The organism is Bradyrhizobium sp. (assembly GCF_004799405.1).
In the GTDB taxonomy this organism is placed as follows: domain Bacteria; phylum Pseudomonadota; class Alphaproteobacteria; order Rhizobiales; family Xanthobacteraceae; genus Bradyrhizobium.
In genome coordinates, this window is the sequence record NZ_SSMW01000113.1 from 44,344 (window position 1) to 57,812 (window position 13,469).

The following is a 13,469-nucleotide window of genomic DNA, read 5'->3' on the forward strand; positions in this document are numbered from 1 at the left end:
GGCGTGATAGGTGGTGGATCAACACGCTTCGCGTTTGTCGTTCAATATTGAATAAAATGGATTTCCTGATGACACTTTCTCGAACGCAAGGGTTTCGGCAATGAGGCATCCTTACGAGCAAGGCAGCGACTTTTCAGTACAGGCGGGCGAGATCTATTCGACCTCCGCGCCCTGGATGGCCGGCAGGCCGGGAAATCCTTCCGGGCAGCTGGCGTCCGTAAATGGGGGCAGTACAGGAATATCGACTTCCAGCGGCTCCACCGTCACGGTGACGAGCGGCGGGATTACCATCAATCTTCTTTTCGATGATGCAGCGATGGCTGCGCCGGCGAGTTTCCGCGCCGGCATCATAGAGGCGGCGACTATCCTGGCCGGAACGATTACCGACAAAATCACGGTGAATATTATCATTGACTACAGCGGTACCGGAGGTGGCGCTTCGGCCGGTCCCGATAGCGGCCAATACGAAAGCTACTCAACCGTCAGAGCCGATCTGGTCAATGACGCAACGCCTGGCGACCAGACCTTCAATGCATTGCCCACTGGGACATCGGTTCAGGGGCAAACAAGCGTCGCCGTCTGGAATGCTCAGCTGAAGCTTTGGGGCCTCATCAACCCCAACGACACAACCACCGATGACGGAAGTGCCACTTTTGCCACCGACATCGATCCCGCCCTCCTCGTGGGCGTTGCGCTTCATGAATTGACGCACGCGCTTGGGCGCGTTCCCTTTGGGACGCAGCCCGATGTGTTCGACCTGTTTCGTTTTACGGGCCCCGGTACGCGGCTGTTTTCGGGAAGCTCCACCGCTCCAGCTGCATATTTTTCGGTAGACGGCGGTCTTACCAAACTCGCCGACCTGGGCCAGCATTCGGACCCCAGCGACTTCCTTAATACCGGCGTGCAGGGGCCAAACGATCCCTTCAACGAATATTACACAAGCTCGACGACCCAGGGCCTCACGAAGGCTGATCTGGAGATGCTTGACGCGCTGGGATTCCATACGACCGGGTCAGGCTCGACCCCTCCACCTCCCCCTCCGACTTTGGCCGATCTTTCCGTCACCGGATTAAGTCTGAAGGATACCACCGTCGACTTTACGATAAACGATAGCGGGGCCGCGGCAGCGGCTTCAACTACCGGGTTGTATCTGTCGACCGACAGCACGATCACCACGGCGGATAAGCTGCTCGGAACCTTCTCGTCGCCTGCGGAGCAGGCTGGAGGCGCCAGTAACGAGGTAATTGCGCTGTCATTGCCGAGCAACCTTACCCCTGGCACCTACTATCTTGGCGTCATCGCGGACAGTACCGGCAGCGTGACCGAGAGCAATGAAACCAACAACGCGTCGGGTGCGATTCCCATCATAGTGGGCAATAGCAGCGGCAATTCGTTGACCGGCACGGCGGGTAACGACACGATTTTTGGTCTCGGTGGCAATGACAAGCTGTCGGGCGGCAGCGGAAACGACGTTCTCATAGGCGGTACCGGCAATGACACCCTGATGGGCGGTTCCGGCAATGATCAATTCGTATTCAATGCAACCAATGAAGGTCTAGACCAGATTTACAATTTCCATGCGGGCGACCTTATCGACTTCGCGGCGGCAGGCTTCGGAAACGGCCTGGCTGTCGGGCATGCCAACACCGGAGTGCTAGACCCGTCTCATTTCATCGCCAATGCGACGGGTCCGACCAATTCAGCACAGGAATTTTGGTTCGATACGGCCAATCACACCCTGTATTTCGATTCAAACGGTTCCGCGCCTGGTGGGCAGGTCGCGATTGCGCACCTGCAGAACACCTACGTCATGCACAGCACCGACATCATTCTCGTTTGACGCAGGACACCGGGCTGGGGCGGCGCACGCGATTACACCACCTTGTTTTTCCTCAGGTCGGCAATCTCGGCCGCGGTAAAGCCGAACTCGCCAAGCACCTCGTCGGTCTGCTCGCCGAACTCCGGCGGCGGGGCCGCCATCTTGCTCGGAGTGCGTGACAGCGTGACCGGCTGTCCGACCAGGCGGATGTGGCGGTTCTCGGCGTTGGGCACGTCCTGGGCGATGCCGAGATGTTTGACCTGCTCGTCTTCGAACATCTGGTCGATCGAATAGATCGGGCCGCAGGGCACGCCCGCGGCGTTGAGCTCCTTGACCCAGGCGTCGGTGGATTTCTTCGCCGTCAGCAGGTTGAGCGCCGCGTTGAGCGCATCGCGGTTCTTGGAGCGCGCAGGTGCGGTAGCGTAGTCGGGATTGGTGATGAATTCCGGTGCGCCGAGCGTCTGGGCGCAGCGTTCCCAGATCCGCCCCCCGGTGGTGGCGATGTTGATGTAGCCGTCGGAGGTCTTGAACACGCCGGTCGGAATGCTGGTCGGATGGTTGTTGCCGGCCTGCTTGGCGACGTCCTTTTCCATCAGCCAGCGCGAGGCCTGGAAATCCAGCATGAAGATTTGCGCCTGCAGCAGGGAAGTCTTCACCCACTGACCTTCGCCGGAGACATCGCGTTCCAGCAGCGCAATAAGGATACCCATGGCGCAGAACAGTCCGGCCGTGAGATCGGCAACGGGAATGCCGACGCGCATCGGACCGCCGCCCGGGGCGCCGGTGATCGACATCAGCCCGCCCATGCCTTGGGCGATCTGATCGAAGCCGGGGCGCTTGTGATAGGGGCCATCCTGCCCGAACCCGGAGATGCTGCCATAGACGATGCGCGGGTTGATCTTCCGCACGCTCTCATAGTCGACGCCGAGCCGCGCCTTGACGTCGGGACGGAAATTCTCGACCACGACGTCGGCCTTTTCGACAAGACGCCGGAACACCTCGAGGCCCCTGGGATCCTTCAAATTGAGAGTCATGGCCCGTTTGTTGCGGTGCAAATTCTGGAAGTCGGACCCGCGCCGCGGCCCGCCCAGCTGTTCGGCGCCGGCGTCCTCCAGCAGGGCATCGATCTTGATGACATTGGCACCCCAGTCCGCAAGTTGCCGCACGCAGGTCGGGCCGGCACGGACGCGGGTCAGATCGAGCACGGTGAAGCGGGCGAGGGCGGCTGAGGCACGCGGGAAGGGCATTCAGAAGGCTCCGGTAGATCAAGGGGATCAGGGCTTTGATAGCCTGGCAGCGCCACCATCGCACGGCGAGTCGCACGACGTAAAGTTTGCAAGACTCAAATTGCGTTAACTGCGGTCCGGGAACCGTAATTCTTGTCGATCCAGTCCCTGTAGGCGCCGCTGGTCACCTCGCGCCACCAGTCTTCCTGGTCAAGATACCAGCGCACCGTCTGGCTCAGTCCGCTCTCGAAGTCGACGTCACATCGATGGCCAAGTTCGTCGGCGAGTTTTGTTGCATCGATCGCATAGCGGTGATCGTGACCCGGACGGTCGGTTACATAGCGGATGAGCGAGCGACACGAATGTCCGGCGGCGGCGGCGGGACATGATGGAAAGCGTGCTGCAAGCCGTGGATCGGCGGCGAAGGCGCTGTCGAGGGTGTCGCAGATCCGGCCGACGACGTCGCGGTTATTTCGCTCGTTGCCGCCACCGATATTATAGGTTTCTCCGACGCGGCCTTTTTCGATCACGCTCATCAGCGCTTCGCAATGATCGGACACGTGCAGCCAATCGCGGATATTGGAGCCATCGCCGTAGATCGGCAGCGGCTTTCCTTCCAACGCATGAATGATCATCAGCGGGATCAGTTTTTCGGGGTGCTGATACGGGCCATAATTGTTCGAGCAGTTTGTTATAAGAGCCGGCAGCCCGTAGGTTGCAACGAACGAGCGTACGAGGTGATCGCTTGCGGCCTTGCTTGCCGCGTAGGGTGAATTCGGACGGTACGGCGACGATTCCGAAAAAGCGGGATCGCCCGACGCCAGCGATCCGTAAACCTCATCGGTCGATACGTGAAGAAAGCGGGCACGATCGAGCGCGTCATTCGACCGCCAGCTATCCAGAGCCGCCTTGAGCAGCGAGAACGTGCCGAGCACATTGGTCTGCAGAAATGCTTCGGGGTCCGCGATGGACCGGTCGACATGCGATTCCGCAGCGAGATGGGCAACGCGGGTAAATCGATGCTCTTCGAACAGACGCCGCATCAATGCGGCATCCCTGATGTCTCCCTTTGCGAACAATATGCTTTTATCGGCGATCAGTGACTGAAGACTCCGGACATTGGCGGCATAGGTCATCGCATCCACCACGACGAGCCGGTCGGCCGGATGCGCCATGCGCCACGCATGCACCAGGTTCTGCCCGATAAAACCGGCGCCGCCGGTGATCAGAATGCTTTGCATCGAAGTCGCTGCGTTGCCCGGCAACTGGAGTATTGCCTGAAAGTGACAAACCGTCGCCTATAGGGCATCGCGAAGCCCATTGGTCAACGAGAATTATTGTGCGTAAACTCGCCAAATATGGCTGCAATCGCCTAACCTTCGCAGTCCTATTGCAGCCCTGTTCCACGAAACAGCACATCCCGCATCTGCCTTATCAGGATATCGCGTTCGAACGGGTTTTTCATGCACGGGATCGCATGGACGAGGCCGGGCCAATACCGTTCGCGCAGCGCTTCGACGGCGCAGTGGCGATGGTGGGAAATCCGGCGGCGGGTTAAAAGCTTCGACTGATCGGTCGTCAGCCGGCAATGCCGCTCGACGCGATCGAGCAGCCGCAAGTGATAGGATGCCTCGACATACCTGGTGTGGCGCCTCGAGGGATGGTACGACGCATATCGCGCGCCGGCTCCGCCATCGCGGCCGGTGATGTCGTAACGCGCCAGTACTTCGTCGATATAGACGAAGCGACCCATGCTCTCCAGCCTTAGCCAAAGGTCGATGTCTTCGGTTCGCATCAAGCCTTCGTCGAACAGGCCGGCCGCAAAAGCTGCATCGCGCCGTATCATCGTCGAGGACGTGTGGACCCAGGGGAAACCGGCGATCGTCAGGCTGGCGAACAGGCCTGGCTGCGCGATCGTCTGGATATCGCGAGCCAACGCGTCGCAGCGCGTGACCTCGCGGGCCAGCGGATCAGTTTGCCACCACGGCACCATGGTTTTGAGCAGGAACGATTTCATCGTGGTCACAGAGGAGCTGTCGCGGTCCACCATGCAGTTGTCGCTTGCAACCAGGACCGCGGCCGGGACGGCGTCGAATTCCACCATGAAACGCGCGAGCTTCGAAGGTTCCCAATAGTCGTCGCTGTCGAGAAAGCCGAGGACAGCGCCCCTTGCGGCGCGGATACCGGTGTTGCGCGCGCCCGCCGGACCGCGAGCGCCTTCGTTGACCAGCAGTCTCAGCCGTGGGTCTTCGCGAAGCAGTGGCGCGATGGCAGCCGACGTCTCGTCGGTACTGCCGTCGTCGACGATAATCAGCTCCCAGTCCGGCCGGGTCTGGGCTCGAACCGACTCGATCGCGGCGGGCAACAGCGCGGCCCGATTGTATGTCGGCACAATAACGCTGATGGGCGGCCGATCCATGGTCAGCCTCGGTTGAACGCAAGCAAGCGGGGACCTGGCTGCGGGAGCGCCGGCGCCTCCACCTCAAGCGCGTCGAGAATGTCCGGCAAGCGGCGCTGCCGTGAAAATTCGGCCGCGATCAGCGTGGCCGCCGCCGCTCCCATCTGCTGAAGGCGTTCGGGTCCTTTCCCGATCAGTTCCGCCAGCCCCGCCGCCAACCCTTCGGCGGAGTGCATGTCGACCAACATGCCGGTTTTGCCGCTCTCGATCAGCCGTGTCGTGCTCGACATTGGATGGGCCATGCACGGGCATCCGCTAGCCATCGCCTCCATCAACGCGAGCGGAAATCCCTCCACCAGACTTGGCAGCACAAAGAGGTCGCATGCTCCAAGTATGGTTGACGGCATCGTCGACCAGCCGAGGAACCGGACGCGGTCTTTGGTGCCGAGGTCGCAGGCGAGTTGGGTCAGGGGCTGGCGCTTCCAGCCGTCGCCGACGATTACAAGCTCGACCTGAGGCGTGGGCCGGCCGGCGAGCATGGCGAAAGCCTCTAACAGCACATCGATTCGTTTTTCCGGCGCCAGCCTTCCCACATAGCCGATCAGCAGCGTCGACGACGCGATTGCAAGTTCCGCCCGGGCGTCGCGGCGCTGTTGGGCGGTCGGCGGGGTAAACCCAGGGTGGACCCAGTTGAGGCACGTGCTGATCTTTCGTGCCGGAAACCGGAATTCGTTTATCGCCGACGTCTTGATCTCGTCCGAGACGCAGATCGAGCGATGCAGGAGCAAACCGCTCAATCGACCGTATTGCGTCTTGGACATGCGCCGGCGCCAGGCATTTTCCCAGGGCCGGTGTTCGATCGTGAAAAGCCGGCGCGCCAGGCCGGCCGCGGTTGCCAGATCGACGATTTGAGTTTCGGCAAAACTACCGCGGCAGAAAACGATGTCCGGACGCGGATGGAGCGGTATCACGCGAAGCCATCCGAGCACTCGTTCATGCCATCGGCCCTCGCCCAGCGGGGGAATACACGCGACGATGACGCGCGGATCGCAGATCAAGCCATCGAAGTAATTGATGCTCGGACACAGGATTGTCACCCGATGCCCCAGCGCGGCGCAAGCCTGCGCGACTTCGGCGGTGTGAATATGAAGGCCGCCTGGCTCAGACGAGCCGCCAACGAAAATGATATGTCGCCTCTGCGGCGCATCGCCCGTCATCTGCTCGCCTGGCGCCTGCCCGGTCGCTGGCCAATTTCAACCGGGACAGCGGCATCCTGCAATTTCCCGGCGACAGGCGCTGCGACACGGTCGGAACGATCGATCAGTCCGGCGCACAGCGCAGCGAGTCGCTCGGCGACCAGGGCCGGAGCATAGTCGGCCTCGGCGCGCCGCCGAGCGGCGTCGCCGATAGCGGCTGCAAGGTTCGGGTCAAGCAGCAGCGTGACGCAGGCTCGGGCAAAGCCTTCGGGACTGTCATCCAGCAGGATTTCCGAGCGGGGCACAAACGACAGCCCTTCAGCACCCAGGACGGTGGAAACAACGGGCCGTGAGTTCATCGCGGCTTCAATGATCTTGATCCGGGTGCCTGCGCCGCGACGGATCGGACATAAGGCAATGGAAGTGCGCTGGTAGACCGAGGCGAGATCCGCAACGAACCCGAGACCTTCGACCCCTTCGGCCGGACATTCGCCGGCGACCTCTTGCATGCCTTCGCCGGCGAGCAGAAGCCGCGCCTGCGGGACTTGCTCGCGAACCAGCGGCCAGATTTCGCGCAACAGCCAGACCGCAGCTTCGCGATTCGGTGGATAGGCTGCGGTTCCGACAAAAAGCGTCACTGGGTCTGGCGCCTTGCGCGGAGGAACGAACGACGATGCGGTGTTTGGGATAACCGCTACTGCAGCGTTGCGGCAGACGCCGAGCAGGTTCGACCGGTCGAACTCCGAGGCAACCAGCAGGCATGCTGCCATCTTGCCGATCCGGCGCGAAGCATGGATCGCCAGCGACGCCTCGGCCAGGATAGTCAGCCATCGCCGAGAGCGCGGCATCGTCGCCGCCAGCCGTTCAAGCTTGACGTGTTCGAGGTCGTCAAAATCAACCACGACCGGCGGCAACGGCAGCCGGGTCCTCATCAAGGGCGCTGCTGCACCCAGCCGGTACACAAAAATCAGGTCGGGCTGCAGGTCATAGAGACAGCGGCGCAAGGCGTCCGCCTGCTCGCGCCCGCAGGTCCGCATGGTCGCCGCGGTATGGTAAAAGCCGACGCAGCCCCTGACAGCCCAGATCGCGTCTGCGATCCATTGCAGCGGCCGGCGGCGAACGGTCCCCACCTTGACGAACCTGACGGAACCTTCGATCGGCCAAAACCCTTTCACCCTGTCGATGTGCTGGCGCGTTTCCGCGGGCGACAGTTCGTGCTCCCCCCAGAAAAATATCGCGTCCACCGGGCCAATTCGGGAAAGGGCGTCGAGATGACGACGCAGACGCTGAAACGCGCCGAATACGCATTTTGCCGGATCGGCCGGATAGAATTCCGTGATCAGGAGGATTCGCGGCAGCCGGCGGGCGGTGATATCGGCGGAGCGCGCCGGCGGGCGACTGAGGGGGGCTCGATCGAACCGGCCCCCCAGCACGGCGGCGAAATCGCTCAACCGCCCCGTCGCCAGGGCGCCCCCGAGCGCCGCCATTGCGTAGGACCAGTCGCGCCGTCCAATGGCGCGACCGGCTTGCTGCATCGCCCAGCGGACCGCGTGGCGCCGGGCGCTGCGCTGGACCGGCTCGCGCGCCGGTGGCGAGATGCGTGCGATCGCGGCGTTGCGGCAATGACCGACTTCAAGCGAGGAGGCGATCCCTCGAACCCGCGAATGTGACGCGGAATGATCATGAACGCGGAATTCGGCGAGTGGCAGAGGATCGAACCAGAGTGGGTATTCCGTGGCGATGCGCTGCCACATGTCGTAGTCGAGGCAATAGTCATAGCGATCGTCGAAGCCACCGAGCTTTTCGTAGACGGCCCGCCTGACCACGATCGCGGGGCACTGGATCGCCAGATTGGCGACGACATATTCCAGCCAGTCGTCGAGCAGGCCGGCGTTGGGCCGATCCAGATGTCCCGCTCGAATCGCGGCTCCGTCGTCTGCGATAAAGACATGCTGCGAGAAGCTGGCCCCGACGCCGGGGGCCGCTTCCAGCCCTGCCGCCATGGCGCGGTAGAATTCGGGTCGTACGCGATCGTCCTGATGCAGAATATGCACCAGACGCCCGCGTGAAAGTTGCAGACAGCGGTTCCAGTTGCCGGCAAGGCCGGCCTGGCTGGCGAAACGGTGAATCTCTATCCCGCGTTGCTCGCATTGCTGCCAAAACGCATCGGCATCGCCGCTACGGGTCTGCCCGTTGGCATCGTCGACCAGCGCTATCTGCATGTCACGTGGGGCCAGGCCGGCGCCAAGCGGACCCGCAATGGCTTCGCGCAACCACGCAATATCGGGACGGTGAACCGGAATCATGACCGACCACAGCGGTTGGTGCCCGTCGTGATCGACGGCGGCAATCACGGGTCTGCTCATCGTTGCTTTCGACTATAACTGCCAATCGCGGCAAAACGCACTGGACCAATCTCCTTCACAGCTACAGGCCTGGTTCTCCAAGCTGGCGCGTTGCCGCGATCGAATTGACTTTACCCCATCATTAAACCAGATTTGCCAGATGCTTTCTCGGGTATTTGGCGCTTGCATCGGGCGTTGCGGCGTTTGTCCTTTGTCCAGCAGACTCGCATTTGCGGGTGCTTCAGTCGCTGTCACGCCGTGGCTGATGCAGCCATGAACGGGCCGAAGCCGATGCAGGCGGCGATCTGGGCGGCGCCGGATCCAAGCGCGAGCACGTGGGCGGAACTGCTGTCGGTTTCACCGACAATCATCCACACCTCGTTTTCGACCGGATTTCCGCTTGGCGCGGCCAGCGCACTTGGACCGCTCTTCAGGGATCGTGCTGTACATTTCCTGGTCATGATGTCGTGGTCCTTGGAACAGCCAAGATCAAGCGAGGGGCTGGCCCAGAAAGCCGCGGCCTACCTGATTGATCATCCGTTGCACACGGTGACGTTTCTTTGCAATACCCCGCGCGAAGCGCAATTGTTGCGCGCCAACGGCTGCACGGCCGCGACCATCAACAAAAACTGCCTCACGGACGACACCGTATTCAGGCCGATGCCCAATGCCACACCGGTCTATGATGCCGTCTACAATGCTCGTATGTCCCCGGAAAAGCGCCCAGAACTCGCCCGCGAGGTTGACAGGCTCGCTCTGGTTTATTTCTACAATGCCCTTGATGGGTCGCCCGCCGAGTTCCACGCCATCCATGCACGCTTGCGCGCCTTGATGCCAAGGGCGCACTTCGTCAATCAACTAACCTCCGACGGCTGCGAATGGCTGTTGGGACCCGCGATCAACAAAGTATATGCGCAATCGCGCGTCGGTCTATGCCTCTCTCCGATCGAGGGCGCGATGCGGGCTTCAATCGAGTACCTGTTTGCAGGGCTCTCCATCGTTTCCACGCCAAGTCTCGGCGGCCGCGACTACTTTTTCGACGACGAATTCTGCATCATCGCCGAGCCCGATCCGCGCTCGATCCGCGAGGCGGTCGATGCCCTCATCGCCCGGAATATTCCCCGTGACTATGTGCGTTCCAGGACCCTGGCTCGCGTCGAATTGGACCGTCGCCGCTATATCGATCTTGTGCAGGACCTGATCGACAGGGCCGGTGGAACATTTCAGTTCGAGGGTCGCTTCTGGCAATGCACGCGCGCGCAGACTATCACGCGTTGGCGTTCGATGAAGGAATTCGCCGAGACAGTCGCTACAGCGGTGCGTGACGAAAAACCCCTGTAATTGGCTGGCGAACTTGCCGCTATTTTCAAAACTTGAACCAGCGTCGCCAGCGCTGTTGAATGCGCCACAGTGTTCTCGATCGAAGCGGCGAAGTCAGACGCCAGGACAGCGACTTCTGCATCAGCGCGGTTTTGGCTTCAGCGACTTCTACTCTCCGCTCGGCATCCCGCATACGGACGATGTCATTGACGGAGATTGTGGTCGTCAGCGTGTTGAAAAAAAGTCGGGTGGCCACTGACGTTTCGCCCCAGTCGCGCCACGACGCGGCGTCGCTACGGTGGGCCATGACCGTGTTGCTTCCGTCCGAGCGATGGATATATTCCGCCACCGCCGTTCCGATGCTTGCCCAATCGGTTTGATATTTGGATACGATCACTGCAAACACCCGATAGTCCTCGTGCTTGGACAGCGTCGTATCGGCGTACAGGTCCCGGGTCTGTATTTGAGTCCGATCCAGCAGAAGGCTGTTTGGCGGACAGAAGTTCTTCAGGAAGAAATCGTAGCGGTCCTTGCCTGGGATGAACCGCTTTGCGAACGCGAAGTCGAAGCCGTGCATAGGGGTGCAGTCGACGTGTAACGACGATGCGAACACCCCTGCCGCACCCGTGAACTGAATCCTGTGGAGCAGGTAACCGTAACCGGTGGGATAGACGACGTCATCGAAGTCACAGAACCCGATGTAGCGCGACCGCCCCAGATCGACGCCGGCGTTCCACAACAGCGACCGGTGGTCACCGGTCGGCGGGACAGCCACGTTGGTCACGATCGGGCGCCGGCGTGGCGGCGACCAGTCAAAGGCATCGACACAGCGGTCGACCGCAGCGACGTCCGCATCGACCAAGCCATGCAACATCAGAAGAATCTGGATTGGCTGATGCCGCTGCCCGTACAGCGAAAACAGGCATCGCGACAGCCGCACGATTTGTGCCGGATCGTGAAAGCGCACGACGATATCGATGGTGTTGTCAACCTCGGCCTGCCGGGTAACGCCATGATTGGGAATCGGGGTCGGGCAGATCCAGCGTTCCGATGCGAATCTGAGACCGTGGCTGAAGTCGGCAACCGACAGGTCTGTTTCCGAAGGAATCAATTTCGGAAACGGTTTTGGTTCCCAGCCGCGGGCGGCCAGATCGCTTTCGATTTTGCGCACGAACGCTTCATTGCCCCATTTCTTCGCGAGATAGCGGGCGGCGTCCAGATATACCTGCCTGGTCGCATGATTGGTCCCGGGCCGTGCGCGATGCCAGCTGTGATGGATCAATGCACGCGGAGCGTGCTTCACCGAATAGCCGGCCGCGAGGGCCCGCCACGAGAGGTCGACATCCTCGAAGTACAGAAAAATGTTCTCGTCAAAGCCGCCAATGCTGTCGAATATCCGTGCAGGAACCAGCAGACAACAGCCGCTGGCCCAGGGCGTGTCGAAGGTCAGGGCATCGAAACTTTTCGGCGGTTCTTCCGGGAATTGAGCCGCCTCGATCAGCGCGCGCCCCTCGTTCCGGCGCGCAACCGCGATCATCTCGATGAGCGCGTCCGGATGCAGCTTGCCGTCCGGGTTTAGCGCCAGATAAAACTCCGCGCCGTCCGCGAACGCCTCGCGCATCAACAGATTGTGAGCCTTCCCGAATCCGAGGTTGCCTGTTGAGCGACCCAGCCGCGCGTGCGATCCGAATATCGCCGGATCGATCGGGCTGTCACCGTTATTTTGCAGCCGAATGGAGACCGCGGTCGCGCCTTGCGGATTGGCATTGGCTTCGTTTTCGGCCAGCCGTGCGATCGCCCGCTGCAGCGTGCGGGCGAGGTCGGTAAGCTCGTCGGCTCCGTTATTGAACAGGACGATACCGATCGCGACTGACAATCCCGGAATCGTCGGCGCTTGTGAGGTCGTCCCTGGAACCGGTTGCTTTTGCAACAGCATCGATGCTGCCTCGGTACGTGGCGAAACCGGCAGGTTCATTCCAAGACCCCGAAAAAAGGATGAGGTATCCTATGATATCGCGCCCTACAACAGCTTGCCGTCGCGCAAATTCCTCTGCGGCAAAAGCCCTCGATTGCAAGTCAATTCAACCTTTTACGGGTTTCGCGGACCGCTGGCTAGTACCCGCTGCGGCTGGGTTATGGGTTTAACGCGATCGCATTCGGCGGCGCGGGCGGTCGCGATGCGACGCCAACGGTTTGCATTTTTGTTCGCAAAGATGTCAGGTCTTTTGCGATCGGCTCCGCTCCGGAATTTTGACTTGTAACAATGACCAGCCTAGTCAGTGTCTGTATTCCTACCCACAGGCGGCCGGTAGGCCTTGATCGGCTGTTGACGTCGCTGGCGGCGCAGAGCGGCGCTCCGCCCTTCGATGTCATCGTCGTCGATAACGACAGCACTGGTTCTGGCGAACAGGTTGCCGTGCGCCATCGCGATCGGCTCGCCTTGTCCTATTTGGTGGAACCGGTTCGAGGGCTTGCCCGGGTCCGAAACCGCGCCGTCGCCTTCGCCGCCACGCCCTTCATCGCTTTTATCGACGATGACGAGTGGGCGCCACCGGAGTGGCTCGCGGCGATGCACCACGTCGCAAACGACTTTGCTGCCGACGTCGTCATCGGGGGTGTCGAGCAGATGTTTGACGACGCGGTGCCGGACTACATCAGAACCTGCGGTCTTTTCGACAACCCCCCGCGTCGGAACGGGGCGGCAGTCCCTTGGTACCTGACACGGACCTCGAATGCCCTGATCCGGCGCGAGTCGTTACCGGATTTTTTTGCGCCGTTCTCGACCCGCTTCGATCTGGTGGGCGGGGAGGATCTTGAACTGTTCAGGCGAATGATCGACGACGGAACGCGCGTCGTCGCCGCCGACGTAAATGTCTTCGAGTCTCGACCGTTCACCCGCGCCAATCTTCGGTGGGTGCTCCGGCGCGCGCTGCGCAACGGCGGCACCTTCGGAGCAGTGGAATGGGGCCGGAGCGACCGGCAAACGTCCGCGCGACGGCTGGCACGGTCTGGCGTGGAAGCGATCCGTCATGCCGCCAAGGTCGCCGGATTGTGGAATAAGGACCGTTCATCAACCGGACGGCATATCGTCAGAGCTTGCGAGGAAGTCGGCAAGATACTGCACCTGGCCGGCATCAGGATCGAAGAGTATCGAATCCATCCATG

9 protein-coding genes are annotated in these 13,469 nt (G+C 61.3%); 3 read left to right on the plus strand and 6 right to left on the minus strand.

Going from position 1 to position 13,469, the window contains the following annotated elements; translation table 11 throughout:
- The first annotated feature begins 100 nt into the window (after nt 1–100).
- On the plus strand, nt 101–1,840 hold the full coding sequence (locus E7813_RS17490; RefSeq protein WP_291575921.1) for an NF038122 family metalloprotease: 1,740 nt from the start codon (nt 101–103) through the stop codon (nt 1,838–1,840).
- Between the two features lie 32 nt (nt 1,841–1,872).
- Here the strand turns inward: E7813_RS17490 and E7813_RS17495 are convergent, their stop codons facing one another.
- The 5 genes from E7813_RS17495 to E7813_RS17515 form a co-directional block, all read right to left on the minus strand.
- Entirely contained in the window at nt 1,873–3,066 is a 1,194-nt protein-coding gene (locus E7813_RS17495; RefSeq protein ID WP_291575922.1) for a CoA transferase, read from the minus strand.
- A 95-nt stretch (nt 3,067–3,161) separates the two neighbouring features.
- Nucleotides 3,162–4,286 (minus strand): dTDP-glucose 4,6-dehydratase, encoded by a 1,125-nt coding sequence (rfbB, locus tag E7813_RS17500; protein ID WP_291575923.1) that lies wholly within the window; start codon nt 4,284–4,286, stop codon nt 3,162–3,164.
- A gap of 146 nt (nt 4,287–4,432) precedes the next feature.
- The gene (locus E7813_RS17505; protein WP_291575924.1) at nt 4,433–5,464 is read right to left on the minus strand and encodes a glycosyltransferase family 2 protein; all 1,032 of its coding nucleotides are present in this window, start codon (nt 5,462–5,464) and stop codon (nt 4,433–4,435) included.
- A gap of 2 nt (nt 5,465–5,466) precedes the next feature.
- Entirely contained in the window at nt 5,467–6,660 is a 1,194-nt protein-coding gene (locus tag E7813_RS17510; protein ID WP_291575925.1) for a glycosyltransferase family 4 protein, read from the minus strand.
- On the minus strand, nt 6,657–9,005 hold the full coding sequence (locus tag E7813_RS17515) for a glycosyltransferase (protein ID WP_291575927.1): 2,349 nt from the start codon (nt 9,003–9,005) through the stop codon (nt 6,657–6,659). Before E7813_RS17515 ends, E7813_RS17510 begins: the two co-directional genes overlap by 4 nt.
- Nucleotides 9,006–9,275: 270 nt before the next feature.
- Between E7813_RS17515 and E7813_RS17520 the strand changes: the two genes are divergently transcribed.
- Nucleotides 9,276–10,325, plus strand: coding sequence for a glycosyltransferase (locus E7813_RS17520; protein ID WP_291575929.1), 1,050 nt, complete (start codon nt 9,276–9,278; stop codon nt 10,323–10,325).
- Nucleotides 10,326–10,350: 25 nt separating this feature from the next.
- Here the strand turns inward: E7813_RS17520 and E7813_RS17525 are convergent, their stop codons facing one another.
- On the minus strand, nt 10,351–12,279 hold the full coding sequence (locus E7813_RS17525; protein WP_291575930.1) for a hypothetical protein: 1,929 nt from the start codon (nt 12,277–12,279) through the stop codon (nt 10,351–10,353).
- Nucleotides 12,280–12,630: 351 nt separating this feature from the next.
- On the opposite strand from E7813_RS17525, the gene E7813_RS17530 reads away from it, so the two are divergent.
- The coding region (locus tag E7813_RS17530; RefSeq protein ID WP_291575932.1) for a glycosyltransferase family A protein at nt 12,631–13,469 on the plus strand (839 nt) is incomplete at its 3' end.